We start from the raw sequence: 19,855 nt of genomic DNA, 5'->3' as shown, positions 1-19,855 counted from the left end.
TCTGGAAATCCTAACATCCGGTATCTTTTAAACGAAGAAATAATGAAGTTAGAAAAATCAAAATTAGCATCGGATAAAACAGTTCAGATCAGCGGTTCGAAAAGTATTTCGAATCGTTTGTTGATTCTGGGAAGTTTATTCAAAAACATACAGATCGGGAACCTGTCCAATTCCCAGGACACACAGCTGCTGAAAAAGGCACTGTCTGAGAATACAGAAACCGTAGACATCCACCACGCAGGAACGGCCATGCGCTTCCTGGCTTCCTATTATTCAATATCTGAAGGAAAAACAACTGTTCTCACCGGATCTAAAAGAATGAAGGAAAGACCTATAAAAAACCTTGTAAGCGCCCTGAAAGATCTGGGTGCTGAAATCAAATATCTGGAAAATGAAGGTTTTCCTCCTTTAAAAATTACAGGAAAAAAAATCACCCAAAAGCAGGTAAATGTTCCGGCCAATATATCAAGCCAATTCATCACATCTCTTCTTTTGATTGCCGGGAAACTGGAAAACGGACTGGAGATTAATCTGGTTGGAGAAGTTACTTCAAGATCCTATATTGAGATGACACTGGATATCCTGACAAGATTCGGGATCAGGAACAGTTTTGAAGGAAACACAATTAAAGTGGAACCTTTTGATGTAAACAGCCAATTATCTGCGACAAGCTATGAAGTGGAAAGCGACTGGAGCTCAGCTTCCTACTTCTACTCGATCTGTGCATTAGGAAGAGAGACCATTCATCTAAAAAGCTTTTATAAAGAATCTACCCAGGGAGATTCTGCCATTGTTAAGATTTATGAAGAATTCTTTGGGATCAAGACGATATTTACCGAAGATGAGCATAAGATTACGCTTCAGCCGGAACCTGATTTTATTTTCCCGGAGAAAATTGTTCTGGATATGAATAACTGTCCGGATATTGCACAGACACTTTGTGTAACAGCCGCAGCATTGAAAATTCCTTTCGAAATTTCCGGACTGGGTACTTTAAGGGTAAAAGAAACCGACAGACTTCAAGCCTTATATAATGAGCTGAAAAAACTGGGTACTGAAACGGAAATTACAGATCTTACCATTAAATCTTTAAATTTCGGGCAGCCGGAAGAAAATATTTCCATAGGAACCTACCAGGACCACAGAATGGCGATGAGTTTTGCTCCGTTCTGCCTTATTAAAGAACTTAATATTGAGGAAGAAGATGTGGTGGAAAAATCTTACCCGATGTTCTGGAAAGATTTGAAGGACGTGACGTCAATTTAAAATTCCTGATACAATGAGAAAGTATCTGTTTCTTTTTCCGATTATTCCTGTGTTTTCATAGGCACAATATCTGTTTCCCAATGAAGAAACCATTTTCTCGTTTAAAACAAATAACGGAAAGATCATGACTTTGGTTAAGGATAAACAGGATGAATATATCCAATACAGATTCGGAAGCAAAGATCATATGGATATGGAGTTTCCAAATACAAGGACAAAAGAGAGCTGGAAACAGTTCAGATACAATTCCTATCACAGAGGGGGCGGAAAACAGAATGCAGGAATGGAAGTAGATAACCTTTCATTTACAAACAATGGATACGAATATCTTCTGTTCAGGACTTACTTTGCGGAAGATGAAAAATTTGCCGCAGGAATCATTATTACTGACAGCAAAGGTAAAGAGACACGTATTTCAGGTAATCCCAAAACCATTGAAGGCTGTGTATGCAACCTGGAAGATACCGGAATGATCCAGAAAGAAGATATTGGCTTGGTATTTTGATCCTTCTTAAAATAAACAATTACAGGATTGGGGAAAACAAATTTAAAAATCCAGGTTCCAATAAAATATTTAAATTATTGAAAATCAAAAATATAATGAGCAGAATTAAATTTTCTGCTCATTTTTATTTATACTTATTCACATACTTATCCACAGAGTTATCCACAACTTATGAATATCATTTTACTTATGATTCATAAAAAGAGATTATAGCTGGTCTTTTTCTTTCTGAACAATTTTATGATATAATAAATAACAGAGTTCCTGTTTTCTTTTTTTACATTTGCTGAAAATACGGTTTATGCTGAAACACAGCAGCCGGAAGAAAAACAAAAGTCTAAAATTATAAACAATCCAATGACTATTATCATCACTGGAACCTCATCAGGAATAGGTTTTGTACTGGCCGAATATTTTGGAGGGAAAGGCCATAAAGTATATGGCTTAAGCCGAAAACATACAGAAAGCCGGTATTTCAGATCTATCCCTACAGATATTACCGATAACGCTGCCGTTCAGAATGCTATCGCTGAAGTTTTAAAAACAGAATCAAGGATTGATGTTCTTATCAACAATGCCGGAATGGGAATGGTAGGAGCCGTGGAAGATTCTACCAAGGAAGATATTTTAAAGCTTTTCAACCTGAATCTTGTAGGTTCTGTGCAGATGATGAGTGCCGTTCTCCCGAAAATGCGTGAAAACAAATTCGGAAAGATCATCAATATTTCAAGTATAGGAAGTGAAATGGGGCTGCCTTTCCGTGGTTTTTATTCTGCTTCCAAATCTGCTTTGGATAAAGTAACAGAAGCTATAAGATATGAGGTATACCCATGGAATATTGAAGTATGCTCATTACATCTTGGCGACATCAAAACGAATATTGCAGAGAACAGGGTGAAAACCCAGGTTTCCGAACCGTACAAAAATATATTTGACAAAGTTTATGCCCTGATGAACTCGCATGTGGGTGACGGAACTGAACCTCTTGAGGTGGCCACTTATGTTGAAAAGCTTCTGGACAAAAATAAATGGAAAGCTCATTATTATTTTGGTAAATTCGGACAGAAGATCGGAGTTCCCCTGAAATGGATACTTCCTCAGGGAACTTATGAAAATCTGATGAAAAAGTATAATAAACTGGATTAAATTCAGTTATTTTAAAAATTATTTAAATATACAGTTGAACCGTTAAGATATATTAAGCTGTTAAGAATGATTAAGTGAACTTCGCTTTTGAGTTCCTTGTAAGAACAAATTAAAATTAATGGTTTAAGTAAATTGAGTATTGAAGCTATTTCTGAAAATATTTTTTATCCTGTCCTGCGTTTTTGTACAAGCGCAGAAGAAGCAGTATTGGCTTATTGATACGGAAACCAATGTCAGGAAAAAAGTAAAAGATTCTGTTTCAGCAGTTAAATTTCTGGACTCATTATCGCAGAACAATTATTTTTTCACCAAACTGAAGGATGTAAAAGTGAAAGGTGACAGCACAGAAATTTTCTATGATAAAGGAAAAAACTTTAATGAAACCTATGTAGATCTTTCTGACTCTATTGCGCTGAAACTAAAGATCCAGAAAGATTTTTTCACCAAAAACCTAGACTCCACAAAAAAAAGTATTAACAAAAGGTATATTGATGACGGTTATTCTTTCAGCCGTCTTAAATCCAAATATAAAGGTCAGAAAAACGGCTATCCCGTTATAGAGCTGGATATCAATAAAAATGACAAACGTACGATTGACGGTTTTGTGGTAAAAGGTTACGAAAGGGTTCCAAAAAGGTTTATGAAAAATCTGGAAAAGGAATTTAAAGGAAAGACCTATGATGATAAAAACCTTCTTGCCATCAGCAAAAATTTCCAGAGCCATGCTTTCGTTACCCTGGAACGGCCTCCCCAGACGTTATTCACTAAAGATTCCACAAGCATTTACCTGTTTATGGAAAAGAAAAAGACCAATACTTTTGATGGGGTAATCGGCTTCGGAAACGATAAAACGGAAAAATTTACATTAAACGGTACTTTGAATGTGAATTTCCGGAATATGTTCAATGGTTTTGAAACAGTCAATCTTTACTGGCAGAGAAACCCGGACAAAGGACAGACTTTTGATCTTCAGACCGATATTCCATATCTTTTGAAATCTAATGTGGGAATGAATCTGAAAGTAAATATTTTCAGACAGGATTCTACATTTGCCAATGTGAAGTTCCTTCCTGCTTTTTATTATCATATCAATTCCCGCAACAAGATCGGGCTTAGAGGAACACTGGAGTCTTCCAGCATTATTGATACTTTGTATGTTCAGGGTAAGGATTATAATAAAAAAGGACTCGGGATCTGGTTTGAAATGACAGAACCTACGGACATTGATCTTTTCCTTTACAAAACAAGAATCAATGCAGGCTATGATTACTTGACAACAACCTATACCAAAGATAACATTAAGGCCAACCAGAACCAGTTTTATTTTTTCGGCGAGCATAATTACCATATTTCCGGCAATCATTTCCTCAATATAAAAGCTGAAGGAGCGATGATGGATTCCAAGGTAGAATTTTCTGCGAATGAATTGTACCGCTTCGGGGGATGGAATTCCATGCGGGGTTTCAATGAGAAATCCCTTGCTGCCGATTTTTATTATTACGCAGGCTTAGAATACCGATATCTCATTGGAAGCCAGGCGTTTTTTGATTTCTTCGGGCAGTATGGCCAGCTCAATAATAAATCTTTAAATGTAAAACCTAAACTTTACAGTGTAGGGCTCGGATTTAATTTCTTTATACCGATCGGGCTGATGAGTTTCCAGCTTTCAAACGGCAATGAATTTGGAAACCCGTTTAAATTCAATGATATCAAAATCCATTGGGGAATCCTGAGCAGATTCTAGCCTGGTAAAAGCTTTAAGACATTTTTTCTATCTCCAGAATTATTAATAATAAATAAAATTGCCGTAGGAATTCCCACAGCAATCTCTTGGTAAAAAAATAAAATTAAGATTAGTTAAGAAGTTTTTTAAGTATCTACTCCGCTTTAAGGTAGAAAACTATATCTGTTGTTTTTAATTCATTTCCTGCAATATCCGGAACTGTCAGATCTTTTGGAAAATCTTCCCTAATATCCAAAATCATTGTAAGACACGCAGCCTCAATTCCTATTTAAGCACAAGAATAGAATTAAAGTTAATAGACCATCCTTTAAAACTCATCTTCGAGTACAAACATAGTAACACTGTCAAAAAAAAGTAAGAAAAGCTGCCAGCAACATCCATCGAAATGCTCGCAACAACACGCGAGTGCACTCAAAACAATGAAAATCAATCAATAACACGACTATGGATAATTAAATTTTCATAAACCATGTATAAATACTTTCCTGAGAAGTTATATTCAGCTTTTTTCTGATCCTGTATTTTTTACTTTCAACAGAGCTTATTGATAGTTTTTTATAAACTGCTATTTGCTTTGTATCAAAATTAAGCTTCATAAGAGCACAATATTCTAAATCAGAAAGCGTAAGCTGCGGATTGACAGACAAAAGCTTCTGATTAAAATCCGGAAATAATTCCAAAAATTTAAAATAGAAAGATTCATCATTATCGCGGGCCAGATTAATCACCTGATTAAGCATTTTGGAATCTACTTCAATTGTATTTTTTGCCGAAGGAATATGACCTGCCGCTATTTTATCTTCAGCAGCATTTTCATTTTTAGTATTGCCTTTTTTATTTCTAATGATGAAAAAAATAATCAGACTTGATATTATAAAAAAAGAAAGTAAGCCTCCATACAATAATTTCTTATCAGAAAAGATATCATAACTATCATCTTCATTTTCCCCGGTCTTATGCACCTGTTCAAGCAGTTTCTTTTCCTCAGACAATAAACTCTCGGTGATATCTTTAGCTTTTGCCAGATAAAGAGATTCATTCTTATAATCCAGCAGTTTCCCATATGAATCAGCAATCTCAGGATAAATTAATTTCAACTGATATCGGCTATTATATTGTTTTTCCCAGGTAATGGCCTCTTGAAAATATTCAATGGCTTTTGTATAATTCTTTTTCTTATTTTCTATTTCTCCCTTAATTCTAAAACTTTGTGTCAAATGCTGCTTGTCTTTTATCCCTTCCATCATTTTATCAAACTCATCCAAATATTTTTCTGCTTTTGACAGATCATTCATATAAAAATACCCGGAAGCAACCGTCAATAATGCTCCTGCGACAGCTTTGTCCCTAAACATACTTTTTTTGCTTATGAGCTGAGCACTTTGATACCCTTTAAGAGCATAAAAAACGACAGAATCTTTTGTATTTTCTGTACATAGATCTGCAATCTGGCGATATACATTAGAGATAATGTAATGTTTTTTATCGGCATCCCGGATCTTTTCTGCACTGTGCAATGCTTCGCGATAATCTTTGTCTGCTTTCTTATAATACCCGAGTCTGGACATGGTTATCCCATGAATCATCCTTAGAGATGTCAAACTCGCATATTGTTCCAGTTTTTCTGCAGGCTCCAAACCCTCTTTAATATATCTGAGGCTTTCTCTTGCATTACCCCGATTTGAATAAATTTCAGCCATTTTTACAGTAGCATTCACTTTTCCCTTATCATAACCTATTTCTTTCGATTGGTAATAAACCTCGGTACAAAGTCTTAATAGTTCTTTATCTCCCCTGTCAGCATAGGCATTCTTATCTGTTACGAGTGTAAACAAACTATCTATTTCTTTGATACTTTGACTGTAAGATAAATTAAAGGTTACAAAAATTATAAGAGATAAAAGCTTAAGAGTCATATGTGTTTTTTATAAAATCGCCCGCAAAGATAAAAAATAGACAATACAATTCGCATTTTATTAAAAAAACAATAAAACTAACCTGATTATCATTTTTATCTTATCACAATACTTGGAAATAATAACCTATCACAAAGAGGCTTTTGTAATTATTTTAAATGATTTTTATAAACATAATTTATTTTTACCTACTTATATATTAAAAAAGAAAAATTATTATTTAATTCTTCTTTTAAGCTTTACAATTACATTAATTTTTTTAACATTTAATGGTGAAATCATATTTTTATGTTAATACAGTATTAAAATCCAGGTAACAGCTGCTGGCTAAATTTGTCCTCAAAAAAAAATGAAGAAGACTTTAGCTACTTTTACTGTTTTTTTACTCCCCCTTTATCTTACTGCTCAAGAAATCAATATTTCCGGAAACGTGAAATCCGAGAACGGCTCCAGTGTTTCCGGGGTGAATATTACAGACAAAAACACAGGGAAAACAACTGTTACCGATGAAAGCGGTAATTTTACGATCTCTGCCAACCCGAAAGATATTCTTGAATTTTATGCTCCGGATTTTTCTATGTATACTATTGAGGTTTCTTCCAGGAGACAATATTCGGTTGTTTTGAAAAAAGCAAATGAAAAACAGATCGAAGGAGTGGTTATTACCGCTTTGGGAATTGCCAAAAAGAAAGAAAAGATAGGCTACGCAACCCAGGAAGTCGGTACCAAACAGTTTGAAACCATCACAACTCCAAGTATAGGAAATTTATTCTCAGGACAGGTGGCCGGCCTGAATGTTTCCAACCCTACAGGAATGCAGCAGGCTCCACAGTTTACGCTAAGAGGAAACTCCAATCTGGTTTTTGTGATCGATGGCGTGATTGTAGAGAAAGAGGTTTTCCAGAATCTGGATCCTAATAATATTGAAAACATCAACGTCCTGAAAGGAGCAACAGCTTCTGCATTATACGGTTCAAGAGGGCGCTACGGAGCTGTCCTGATTACCACTAAAAGTGCCAGGAAAAATGGTTTTTCTGTGGAGTTTTCACAGAATACAATGGTAACGGCAGGATTTACCAATCTTCCCAAGACACAGAACGAATACGGAAACGGATCACATGGAAAATATGAATTCTGGGACGGAGCTGACGGCGGTGTCAATGACGGAGATATGATCTGGGGACCTAAATTTGTTCCCGGACTGAAAATAGCCCAATGGAACAGTCCTATCAGGGACAAGATGACAGGACAGGTAATTCCGTGGTATGGTGCGGTAACAGGAACCCAGTACAATGACAAATCAAGGTACGAAAGAGTTCCGATCGACTGGCAGTATCATGATAACCTGGATACTTTTTTAAAGCCTGCAGTGATTAATAATAACAGCTTCGCAGTAAGCTATAAAAACAATAAGGACATTTACAGACTTTCCGGAAATTTCATGAATTACGACGACAGAATTCCGGGATCTTACCTGCAGCGATATGGTGTTAATTTCTCTTCTGAAAATCATCTGGGAGAAAAACTGACTTTTGATACCAAATTCAATTTTAATCAGACTTTTACTCCGAATATTCCCAATTACGAATACAATCCAAGCGGACATATGTACACCATCCTGATCTGGATGGGAGCAGATGTAGACGGAAGAGACCTAAAAAACCATATGTGGATTCCGGGAAGAGAAGGGGTTGCACAAGCCAACTGGAATTATGCATGGTACAATAACCCGTGGTTCGGCGCTGAAAACTATAAGAATAAAAACAGAACAAACATCATCAATGCACAGACCGGCTTAGAATATAAGGCAACTGAAGATTTCTCAGTAAAAGGAAAGATATCTATTGTTGAAAACCATAACAAGCAGGAAATATTAAGCCCGTATTCTTACTTCAACTACAGTGCTCCGAGAAGCGGTGGCTATCTCCTGAATGATACCAAAACATGGAACCTGAATTCTGACATCCTTGCAACCTATAAGAAAAAAATATCCGATAATTTTGATTTTACGATCAATGCCGGTGGATCAACATTTTATTATAAAAACAATATCGATAATGCCTCTACAGATGGTTTAAAAATTCCGGAACTATATACTCTGGAAAACTCGACCGGAGCTGTAAAATATTATGATTATCTAAAGGAAAAACTGATCTACAGTGCCTATTCGACCATTGACATTGGTTTGTACAATGCTTTCTTCATCAATATTTCAGGACGTAATGACTGGTCTTCTACCCTTCCGAAAGCCAACAGGTCTTACTTCTACCCTTCTGCATCGGTAAGTGCGGTTATTTCAAATCTTGTTAAAATGCCGGAAGCCATTAATCTTTTAAAACTTTCAGCTTCATGGGCGAAGGTTGCTTACGATTTCCAGCCTTATTCGATAAGAAATTACTATCTGAATAACAAAGGAGCTACTTTTAATGGAAACCCGATGTTCAACTATCCTACGATCCTCAATGTAGAAAATTCTTTAAAACCCGAACAGACCAAATCTTATGAACTGGGATTAAGCGCAGGACTATTCAAGAACAGGGTTACTTTAGATGTTACTTATTTCAGGACGCTGGATTATAATAATATCCTTGAATTCCCAGCTGCACCGTCTTCAGGTTTTACCTCGCAATATGTAAACGGAAACGAGTATACAACAAAAGGCCTGGAGATCTCTTTGGGGTTGGTTCCAATAAAAACAGCCAGTTTTACCTGGAGATCATTAATCAACTGGAGCACTTATGAACAGAAACTCACTTCTATTTATGATGATATGCCGAACTATAACAATATCAAGCTTGGCGAAAGAATGGACAGTTTCTACGATTATACCTGGAAAAAATCTCCGGACGGAAAAGTAATTCTGAATGCTGCAACAGGAATGCCTACAAGAGCAGATACCCCAAGTAATTTAGGACACTTTAATCCGGACTGGACTTTTGGTTTCAACAATACCTTCAAGTATAAAAAATTCTCACTGAATATCGGAATTGACGGAAGCATAGGGGGCGTAATGAGATCTCAGGTCGTAGAAAAAATGTGGTGGGGCGGAAAACACCCGAACTCAACAGCCTACAGGGATCTTGAATATGCAAATCCGGGAACGTATTATTTTGTACCGGACGGTGTGAATTACAATGCTGTTACAGGCACATATACTCCACACACCAAGCCGATCAGTTTCCAGGACTGGGCACAGAATTATCCTTATCAGGCAAGAGTAACGGAGGATGAAAGTGAATTGTTTGCAAATGTTTTCGACAGAACTTTCATCAAACTGAGATCTGTAGTTCTGGAATATGATTTTTCCTATCTCCTGAATCCTAAAGGAATGATCAAAAATTTCACCGCCAATATTTCAGCCTACAATCTTGCCATGTGGAAAAAGTCCAAGAACCTCTATTCCGACCCTGATTATCAGCTTAAGAAAAGAGACGACAATGATATCCAGGATCCTTCCAGCAGATGGATAGGAGTTGGTTTTAATCTTAAATTTTAATGAATAAGCATCCCGAACAATGAAAAATAATATAACAGCAAAATTTCCAGATAATAGAATGGCCAAATGGTTAAAATTAACCGCTTTTGCAGGACTGCTGATCCTGTCTTCATGCGAAACAGATCTTGGCAAGATTAACGAGAATCCCAACGACCAGGCCAGTGTGGACCCTAAAGTTCTTCTGACTTATGTTTCAAAAGACGCTTTTCAGGTAAACGGTGACAATATGTATGCTTCAAGAATGATGATCGGTACCGACGGTGAAAATACGTATCAGTACATGAAATGGAACGATGCTTCTTTTGATGTATATACAAAAGGTATCCTGAACACGGTAAAAATGATGCAGGAAGCAGAGAAGATCAACAATAAAAATTACAGTGCTATCGGCAAGTTCTACAGAGCTTATTATTTCTTTAATTTAAGTTTAAAATTCGGAAGCATTCCTTACACAGAAGCCGCAAAAGGTGAAGCCGGAATTACCCAGCCGAAATACGACAGCCAGGAAACAGTAATGACTGGAATCTTAACTGAACTGAAAGAAGCAAATGACCTGATCAATTCCGGAGATAAAATTGAAGGCGATATTATCTATAATGGTGATGCTTCAAAATGGAAAAAGCTCATCAATTCTTTCCGTCTGAAGATTTTAATAACCATGTCTAAAAAAACTGCATTGGGAAGTTATAATGTAGCCACTGAGTTTGCTTCTATCGCAGGAAGCCAGCCTTTAATGACTTCTATTTCAGATAATGGGGAGCTTAAATTTGCTGATGCAGCAGACAGCAGATATACCATGTTCAACAACAGCGGCTACGGATCAAGTTTATATATGGCTGATTATTTTATCAACTTTTTTAAGGCCAGACAGGATCCCCGACTTTTTACTTTTGCTGCACAAACTACTGCTGCCAAAGAAGCCGGAAAACCACTTACAGATTTTACAGGATATAATGGCGGAAATCCTACATCTTCCTATTCTGACAATGCAGCATTGATCACTGCAAAAAATATTTCTAAAGTAAATGACCGTTTTTATAAAGATCCTACCAATGAGCCTTCTTCTGTGTTAAGCTATCCGGAACTGGAATTTATCCTGGCAGAGGCTGCAGCCAGAGGATGGATTTCCGGATCTGCAAAAACCCATTATGATAATGCCATTAAAGGAAGCTTCAGCTTTTACCAGACTTATGTAAAAAATCCGGGACAGTATTTTACAGGATTTAATGTAAATCTGTATCTGGCAACTCCATTAGTGGTTTATAACGATGCAGACCCGCTTCAGACCCGCCTGGAAAAAATTATGACTCAAAAATACATGATCATGTTCCACCAGGGGCAATGGACATCTTATTATGATTATTTAAGAACAGGTTATCCGAATTATCCCTTACAGACAGGAGTTTCAGCCCCATTCAGATTCAGATATCCGCAAGCGGAATACAATTATAACAGTACGAATCTGAAAGCGGCTCTGGCTGCTCAGTACGGAGGAAACGACAATATCAATTCCAAACCGTGGTGGCTTCAGTAAGAATTTAAATATTTATATAAAAACAGGTAAACCGCAGGAAAATCCAATTAACTTGCGGTTTATTTCTTATTAAGATTGAATATGAACAGAAGAGAATTTTTAGAAAAATCGAGCCTTTTACTGGCTGGACTGGGAACTTCAAGTGTTCTTCATCCTGCCATTTTAAAAGCACTGGCCATTGAGCCCGCAGCCTTATCTACTTTTTATGATGCGGAACATGTGGTGATTCTGATGCAGGAAAACCGTTCTTTTGATCACGCTTTCGGAGCATTGAAAGGAGTACGGGGCTTTCTTGACAAAAGGGCCTTCATCAAAGAGGACGGACATTCCGTTTTTTTCCAAAAAGATGATACCGGAAAATATGCTTCACCTGCAAGATTAGATCTTAGAAATACAAAATCTACATGGATGAGCTCTCTGCCTCATTCATGGGCGGATCAGCAGAAAGCATTGAATAAAAGGAAATACAACAAGTGGCTTCAGTTTAAAGCTTCCGGGAATAAGGATTATAAAAATATTCCGCTTACTTTAGGCTATTATAACCGGGAAGATCTTCCTTTTTATTACCAGCTGGCGGATGCGTTCACGATATTTGACCAATATTTCTGTTCTTCACTTACAGGAACCACTCCGAACAGACTTTTCCACTGGTCGGGAACACTTAGAGAACAGCAGAGCGGAAAAGTAAAAGCCAATGTCTACAATGAAAATATTGATTATGATAAAGCAAGACAAGCGCACTGGAAAAGCTTTCCTGAAATATTAGAGGAACAGAATATTTCATGGAAAATCTACCAGAACGAGATCAGCCTTCCAAAAGGAATGTCCGGAGAACAGGAAGCATGGCTGAGTAATTTCACAGATAATCCGATTGAATGGTTTGCAAAATTCAACGTTAAATTTTCAAAAGGTTATTACCAGAATATTCCTAAGATAATTGCTTACCTGCAAGGAGAAATTGAAAAAAAACCTGATCAGAAGAAAAGGTTTGAAGCCATGATTGCCGAACTTAAAGAAGATCAGGAAAAATATGCTCCTGAGAACTATTCCAAACTTTCGCAGCAGGAAAAAAATCTTCACGAAAAAGCTTTTACTACCAATAGCATCGATCCCGATTACTGGAATCTGGAAACCGGAATTGACGAAAACGGAGAAAGGCTCGTCGTTCCGAAAGGAGATGTCCTGTTCCAGTTCCGAAAGGATGTAAAAGAGAAAAAGCTCCCGTTGGTTTCATGGCTGGTAGCTCCTGAACATTTTTCTGACCATCCCGGATCGCCTTGGTATGGAGCATGGTATATTTCGGAAGTTTTAAATATCCTGACCAAAAACCCGGAAACCTGGAAAAAAACAATTTTCATTATCAATTATGATGAGAACGACGGATATTTTGACCACGTTCTTCCCTTTGCCCCTCCGGTCAATCCAAGCCAGCCAGTTGATATGAACGGTAAAGAAGGTGTTGAATATGTAGATAAGTCTCAGGAATATATGTCTGCCCTTCCTTTGAAAGATCACGAAAGAATAGAAGGTACCGTAGGTTTGGGCTACAGGGTTCCGATGATTATTGCATCTCCATGGACAAAAGGAGGATTTGTTAATTCTGAAGTTTCGGACCATACTTCTGTCCTGCAGTTTCTGGAAAATTTTATTCAGAAAAAGTATAATAAAAGTGTTAAAGTTGACAATATAAGTGACTGGAGAAGGGCTGTTTGCGGAGACCTCACTTCTGCATTCAATTCTTCCGGTACAAAAGCCCCCAAAATGGATTATCTGGATCAGAAAGATTATGCAAAGACCATCAACGCAGCCAAAAGTAAACCTGTTCCGGACCTGAAATGGCATGCGGAAAGTGAAGTCAGCGATCATCTTCTTGAAATTCAGGAAAGGGGAATTAAGCCATCAAACCCGCTTCCCTACCAATACCATGTCAATTTAGAAAACGGAAAGATCAGGATGGTCAATTTAAAAGAAGCCGGTGTTCCCCTGCTGATTTATGACAGAACACAATTTAACAACGGCAATTATCACTTTTCTTATGCGTTATATTCTAAACAGGAATTATCCCACGTTGTAAATCCCGGAAAATATGATTATGAAGTTTTCGGGCCTAATGGTTTTTTCAGAAAGTTCAGCGGAAGTACTACACCCGAAATAGATGTACAGTTAATTGATAATGGTTCAAAAAATCAGGCTGAATTGATTTTCAAAAATAAAAAAGGAAATGCTTCTGTTGTTGTGGAGGATCTGTATGAAAAAAATAAAAAAACTATTTCTTTACATCAGATAGAAGAGAAAATAGCTATTGATCTCGGTAAAAATGAAGGCTGGTATGATCTAAAAGTAATACTTAACGACCACATATGGCATTTTGCAGGAAGAACAGAAACCGGAAAAATTTCTGTTTCGGACCCGCATTGGGCATAATTATAAAGTATAATAAAAAATGAAAGCCTTGCACAAATAGTGTGAGGCTTTTATTATGATCTTAATCATAACCTGATATACTATTTTTATATAATTTTCATGTAAATATTTTAATACATAATACAATATTATAATTGAATAATTAATAATATTTAAAATATGAAATTTTATTATCATATTATGTCAATTTTTATTAATTTCACCTAACTAATTAACAAGCATCATGAAAAAATTAAACCTAGGCCTTGCGGTATGCTTAATTACTGCCGCATTTTCCGGTAGCTTGCAAGCACAGGATACCAATACAGACAACCATACCATCACAATTTCTATTCCTGAAGTTGCACTGGTAGATATTGAACCCGCTGCAACCAAGAACCTCACATTAGGCTTTACAGCACCTACAGAAGCAGGTAATCCCATCATCCCGAGTGCATCCAACAGTACACTTTGGCTGAATTATTCGTCAATCAAATCTGTAGCAGATCCTACCCGTAATGTGTCTGTAAAAGTAAATGCCCTTATCCCGGGAATTGATATCAACGTAACAGCAGCAGCAGCTACAGGCAGTGGAGCTGGAACATTAGGTACTCCTGCAGCACAGCTTACCCTGAGTGCAGCAGACCAGACTATTATTTCAGGAATCGGAAGTGCCTACACCGGAAACGGAGCTAATAACGGGCACAACCTTACATATGCTCTGGCAGCAGGAAGTGGTCCCGGAGGAGTAGCTGTATATGCAGATCTACAGGCAACAGCCAGCACCGTGGCTACAGTTACCTACACGATCTCGGATAACTAGTATAACTTTCAATTTAAAATAAAACTGGAAGAAGTCGTTTATCAGCTTCTTCTCTGTTTTATATTGCCTATAATTTAATTTCAAACTTTACATTATTATGATAAAGCGCATTTTCCTTTTGATGTTCCTGATGCTGCAGTTTAGTTTTCTATATGCAGGTATTGTTGTTCTAAACGGTCTTACCCATACTTACAAGGTAGAAAACGGAAAAGTATATAAAGGAAAAGTTAGCATTGAAAATACAGGCAATACTCTTCAGAGCGTAAAATTATTTTTACAGGATTTCAGCTATAAGGCTGACGGAACTATAAGCTATACTGCCATGCATACCAACAGCAGAACCAACAGCGACTGGATCAAACTTAATACTAATCTGGTTACATTAAAGGCAAAGGAAAAAACTGATGTATTCTATGAGATTACAATCCCCGACCGTCCTGCTGATTCCGGAAGTTACTGGAGTGTCATTATTGTTGAACCTGTAGAAGATATTAAACCAAGCAATGATAAAGCAGGGGTAAACATTACTTCTGTAGTACGATATGCTATCCAGGTCATTACTGATTATGAAACAGAAAGGGCAAAACCGGACCTGAAATTCGAAAATGTAAAAATAGAGAAAGAAGACGGAAGACAAACGGCGAAAATAGCGATAGCCAATAATGGTAATCTCTACTGTAAACCAACGGCAACCATTGAAATCTACAACCGGAAAACCGGAGAACGCCTCGGAAGCTATACAAGTATCCAGATGGGATTACTGCCACAAACCTCCAAATCGTTTCATATTGACATCAGCAAAGTTCCGGCAGGCCAATACAAAGCTGTTCTAATTGCCACCGATGAAGATGAAAATGCCTTTGCACTCAATGTGGAACTAGAAGTAAAGAATGATTAAAACCCGGATCTTATATATTATCCTGTTATTACTATTCCCGGCACATATTTTTTCTCAACAGCTGTCCAATCAACCGGCCGGCAAAAAAGATAGCCTCATGCCGGGGATGTCTACTTCTATTTCCTTTGCTCTGGAAAATACTGCAGCTGAAAATAAGGTGTATGACATTACAGTTACCACTTCAAGTTCTTTCATTACTCCTATTTTAGCAAAAGCAGAATTTAACATAGCTGCCAATGAAAAAACAGTATATATCGTCCCTGTCCGCATTGCAACAGAAGCAGCACAAGGCCGGTATTCCATTACCCTGCATGGAACAGACCAGCATGATGGAACCTCTTTTACAAAGTCTTCACAGATTACAATTTCAGGAAGCAGGAAGCTTAGTCTGACTGCATTAAATTCACCTGAGTTTATCAGAGCCGGGGAAACGATCCGGGCATCCTATCTATTGAAAAACAACGGAAATGTTACTGAAAAACTGATTCTGGAAAGTAAAAATGCCGTAGTAGACGATGAAACATACATAACATTAGCTCCGAACGAGTCAAAGATCATCAACATTTATAAAATCACCAGTACAGCACTCGGACAGAATGAATTTCAGAATCTCAACCTTTCTGTATATTCTCCGGATAATCCACAGGAAAATCAGACAGCTTATGTAAGTGTAAAGGTCATCTCTGTAAAGCCTGTAGAAGATGATATTTACCACAGGCTCCCTGTTTCCGCTTCATTATCTTTTATAGGGATGAAAAATATGGGTGTTTACGATGACGGCTTTCAGGGGGAAGTATATGGAAAGGGAAGCCTGGACAAGGACAATAAAAATCAGGTTGAATTTCACGCAGTATCAGCCAATCCTGTTGAATTCAATTCTTTTACCCAATATGAAGAGTATTTTATTAATTATAAAAGAAATAATTTCTTCGTTCACCTGGGTGATAAAATGTATTCGGCTTCTTATTTAACTGAGTTTGCAAGATATGGACGTGGTGCGGAAGTCCGTTATGATTTCAAAAAGATCAGTCTGGGAGGTTTTTATAATCATCCAAGATTTTTCAGGGATATTAAAGATGAGTTTAATATTTATTCAACCTTTAAAATTCGAAAAGAATCTGAAATTACAGCAGGTTATCTTTATAAAATTCCGAGGAAGGGAGAAATGAATTTCGGGAATATCAGGCTGTATTCCGAAACCCATCTCCCCTACACAGCCGGGAAATTCAAAATTTCAGAAAACATAACCCTTTCCGGAGAAGCAGCTTACAGTAAGAATGAAGAAATGGATGGAACAGCTTATATGGCTCAGGCTCAGGCCAATTTCGAAAGACTTAATGGTAATGTCATGTATATGAGGGCAAGTCCTAAGTTTGCCGGATATTTTACCAATACCAGTACATTTAACGGAAATCTTCAGTATAATTTTTCCAAAAGGATCAATTTATTTGCCAATTATGTACAGGATGCCAGAAACTTTCAAAGGGATACTTTATTTCTGGCAGCTCCATACAGAAGTTTTTTTCAATATGGTATGCAGTACAGATATATGCGAAACGGCCTGGTAACATTTTATAATGGATTTCAAAAATATCAGGACCGCCTGGAGCCGAAACAGTTTGATTATTATGAACGGTATTTTAAAGTAAGTGTGGATCAGCAGATAGGAATATTCCAGGTAAATCTTCAGGGGCAGTTTGGAAAAACAAATAATTACCTGAGCGGATTCAACGGAAATTCCAGTTTTTATACGACGAATATTGCTTTTGAAAAATTTAAAACATCATTCAATATCTATGCGAGCTATGCCATCACTTCAAGGTATCAGATGCAGAATGAAAAGCAGATTTATTATGGAGCAAGAATCTTCAGCAGGTTTTCCGATAAGAGCAGTTTAAGTATTTTTTATCAGAATAATTATATTCCTGAGGAATATTTCAGAGACAGGAATCTTTTTGAAGTTTTATTCCATCAGCAGCTTTTCCGGGGCAGTGAACTTGATTTATCCGGAAGATATGCATTGCAGCGTGGTGAACTGGGCAATAAGGATTTCATCTTTTCATTACGCTATACACTTCGTCTCAATGTTCCGGTACAAAAAACGGCCGACTATACTTCTTTGTCAGGGAATATCAGTAATCTGGGTGTGAAGAAGACTGAAGGGATTAAATTAATGCTTGGAAGTCATTTATCTGTTACAGATAAAGATGGAAATTATCTTTTTAAAAATGTTATTCCGGGAGATTATTTTCTTGAGATAGATCGTTCAACAACAGAAATTAATGATATTCCCAATATTTCTTTACCAGCATCACTTCATCTCATTAACAAGGAAAATGCTTTCAATTTTGGGTTAACGACTGCATCAACAATTAAAGGAATTATCCTCCTTTCTGAAGATGAGGAAAAAAATCAGTACAGTTTTGTTCACTTTCAGCCTAAAACAGAAAAAAAGAAAAAGCAGAGTATCATTATTGAAGTATCAGACGGGGAAAAGACTTACAGAAAAATAGCATTTATCGGTGAAACTTTTGATTTTACTTATCTGCGTCCGGGAGAATGGAAAGTTAAGCTTTATAGAAATGGTTTAGACAAACGGTATAAAATAGCTGTAGATTCTTTTCAGTTTAATCTTAAATCATCGGAAACAAAAAGTATAACGGTTCATATCGTAAAGCAGCAGAGTGAAATTAAATATCAACAGGAAACAATAAAGGTAGGATACAACGAAATTAAAAAGAAAAGATGAAATTGCCCATCCGCATAATATGTATAATAACCAGTATGATTTCTCATATGGTATGGTCACAAACAACAGGAAACAGAAATATCTCTGTGACACTGCCTGTGGTAACTTTATTAGATATAGAACCGACAGGAAATTTCAGCTTGAATTTTACAGCCCCTACTGAAGCAGGATCGGCTGTAACTGCTCCTGCATCCAATACATCAAAGTGGATCAATTATACTTCTGCCATTGCGCCCGCAGGACTTACAAGACGGGTTACAGCATCTGTTAACCAGACAATTCCCGGGGTCGATATCAAGCTTCAGGCTGCCGCAGCTTCCGGCTCTGGCGGAGGTACATTAGGAATTTCATCCGGGCAGCTTACATTATCCACGACTGCTGTAAATATTATTACCGGAATAGGTGGTGCATTTACAGGCAATGGCGCCAATAACGGGCACAGGCTTACGATAAGCCTTACCGTGAATACATATGCCAATCTTTCAGCCCGTACCAATACTCCCATTGTCATAACATATACTATAACTGAATAAATTAAAAAGAAATGAAATCTACCAGCTTAGCTATATGTAAAAAAGTATTTTGCACAAAATATATTCTCTTTATTATTTTTATCATATCTGTATCTCAATATAAAGCCCAGACAATCACCGTCACCGGAACAAACTGGACTGTAAGTGTTCCCACTATTACGGAAGCAGGAAGCAATTATGCGGGGCTCTATGAAAGCGCAACCAATCAGGCTATTTTGGCTGTCAGCGTACCATTGCTCCTGGGAAATGCAAAGGTATCCGTTCATTATGAAGCCAATCCTACATGGCACAATTCATTGGTTCTATCCGCTAAAAGAACCAGTAACGGAACAACGGTATGTGCATTATGTTCTATAACAGGAGGTACAGCTTATCAGACCGTAACTCTTACTGATATTGAATTGTTCAGGATACAGGCTGTTTTAGCCCTTGCAGCTTATACTGGAATTAATATTCAATTTCAGTTAAGTGGTGTTTCTGTAACGATCCCTGCAACCAGCTATCAAAGCAGGATTGTTTTTACAGTAAGTGGTATATAAAAATGATAAATGATTAGCTTAATACTATCTAGTATTTTTCAATCTTTACTTTAATATGATCTAAGATTTGTCTGAAATCTATATTTAAAGCAGGCTATCTTACAACTGTATTGAATCTTTTTAACGCAAAGGTTTATTTGTATACCGCAAGTTTTAAGAAAAGCAAAGAAGGGATCAATTTCATTGATCTCTTGAAGCGAACGGATGTAAGTGGATATACTACTTAGGATAGATAGATAGATAGATAGATAGATAGTAATTGCTTATAGCTAAATTACTTGATCCTGGCTGGGGTATCTACCA

At 37.0% G+C, this 19,855-nt stretch carries 13 protein-coding genes; 12 read left to right on the top strand and 1 reads right to left on the bottom strand.

Annotated features, from left to right (window positions below; translation table 11 throughout):
* Positions 1–42 precede the first annotated feature (42 nt).
* The 4 genes from ACQWU4_RS17040 (at position 43) to ACQWU4_RS17025 (ending at position 4,661) form a co-directional block, all read left to right on the top strand.
* Positions 43–1,266, top strand: coding sequence for a 3-phosphoshikimate 1-carboxyvinyltransferase (locus tag ACQWU4_RS17040; RefSeq protein ID WP_429936969.1), 1,224 nt, complete (start codon positions 43–45; stop codon positions 1,264–1,266).
* A 124-nt stretch (positions 1,267–1,390) separates the two neighbouring features.
* Entirely contained in the window at positions 1,391–1,771 is a 381-nt protein-coding gene (locus tag ACQWU4_RS17035) for a hypothetical protein (RefSeq protein ID WP_429936968.1), read from the top strand.
* A gap of 357 nt (positions 1,772–2,128) precedes the next feature.
* A complete protein-coding gene (locus ACQWU4_RS17030; RefSeq protein WP_429936967.1) occupies positions 2,129–2,917 on the top strand; it encodes an SDR family oxidoreductase in 789 nt (262 codons plus the stop codon).
* A gap of 139 nt (positions 2,918–3,056) precedes the next feature.
* A complete protein-coding gene (locus ACQWU4_RS17025) occupies positions 3,057–4,661 on the top strand; it encodes a hypothetical protein (protein WP_429936966.1) in 1,605 nt (534 codons plus the stop codon).
* Positions 4,662–5,113: 452 nt separating this feature from the next.
* On the opposite strand, the gene ACQWU4_RS17020 is transcribed toward ACQWU4_RS17025, so the two are convergent.
* On the bottom strand, positions 5,114–6,496 hold the full coding sequence (locus ACQWU4_RS17020; RefSeq protein WP_429936965.1) for a tetratricopeptide repeat protein: 1,383 nt from the start codon (positions 6,494–6,496) through the stop codon (positions 5,114–5,116).
* A gap of 430 nt (positions 6,497–6,926) precedes the next feature.
* Between ACQWU4_RS17020 and ACQWU4_RS17015 the strand changes: the two genes are divergently transcribed.
* From ACQWU4_RS17015 to ACQWU4_RS16980, 8 genes are all read left to right on the top strand, one after another.
* On the top strand, positions 6,927–10,073 hold the full coding sequence (locus ACQWU4_RS17015; RefSeq protein ID WP_429936964.1) for a SusC/RagA family TonB-linked outer membrane protein: 3,147 nt from the start codon (positions 6,927–6,929) through the stop codon (positions 10,071–10,073).
* A gap of 58 nt (positions 10,074–10,131) precedes the next feature.
* The gene (locus tag ACQWU4_RS17010) at positions 10,132–11,607 is read left to right on the top strand and encodes a SusD/RagB family nutrient-binding outer membrane lipoprotein (RefSeq protein WP_429937367.1); all 1,476 of its coding nucleotides are present in this window, start codon (positions 10,132–10,134) and stop codon (positions 11,605–11,607) included.
* An 81-nt stretch (positions 11,608–11,688) separates the two neighbouring features.
* Complete coding sequence (locus tag ACQWU4_RS17005; protein WP_429936963.1) at positions 11,689–14,031, top strand: phosphocholine-specific phospholipase C; 2,343 nt, start codon at positions 11,689–11,691, stop codon at positions 14,029–14,031.
* A gap of 223 nt (positions 14,032–14,254) precedes the next feature.
* The gene (locus ACQWU4_RS17000) at positions 14,255–14,833 is read left to right on the top strand and encodes a hypothetical protein (RefSeq protein WP_429936962.1); all 579 of its coding nucleotides are present in this window, start codon (positions 14,255–14,257) and stop codon (positions 14,831–14,833) included.
* A gap of 97 nt (positions 14,834–14,930) precedes the next feature.
* Positions 14,931–15,731: a WxL protein host-binding domain-containing protein gene (locus tag ACQWU4_RS16995; protein ID WP_429936961.1), complete on the top strand. Its 801-nt coding sequence runs from the start codon at positions 14,931–14,933 to the stop codon at positions 15,729–15,731.
* A gap of 97 nt (positions 15,732–15,828) precedes the next feature.
* The gene (locus ACQWU4_RS16990) at positions 15,829–18,480 is read left to right on the top strand and encodes a hypothetical protein (protein WP_429936960.1); all 2,652 of its coding nucleotides are present in this window, start codon (positions 15,829–15,831) and stop codon (positions 18,478–18,480) included.
* 35 nt (positions 18,481–18,515) lie between these two features.
* On the top strand, positions 18,516–19,013 hold the full coding sequence (locus ACQWU4_RS16985) for a hypothetical protein (protein ID WP_429936959.1): 498 nt from the start codon (positions 18,516–18,518) through the stop codon (positions 19,011–19,013).
* Positions 19,014–19,024: 11 nt separating this feature from the next.
* On the top strand, positions 19,025–19,552 hold the full coding sequence (locus ACQWU4_RS16980; protein WP_429936958.1) for a hypothetical protein: 528 nt from the start codon (positions 19,025–19,027) through the stop codon (positions 19,550–19,552).
* Positions 19,553–19,855 lie beyond the last annotated feature (303 nt).

The organism is Chryseobacterium sp. MIQD13 (genome assembly GCF_050496705.1).
In the GTDB taxonomy this organism is placed as follows: Bacteria; Bacteroidota; Bacteroidia; order Flavobacteriales; family Weeksellaceae; genus Chryseobacterium.
Note: the sequence above shows the minus strand (reverse complement) of the source record. Positions and strands in the feature narration are given on the sequence as shown.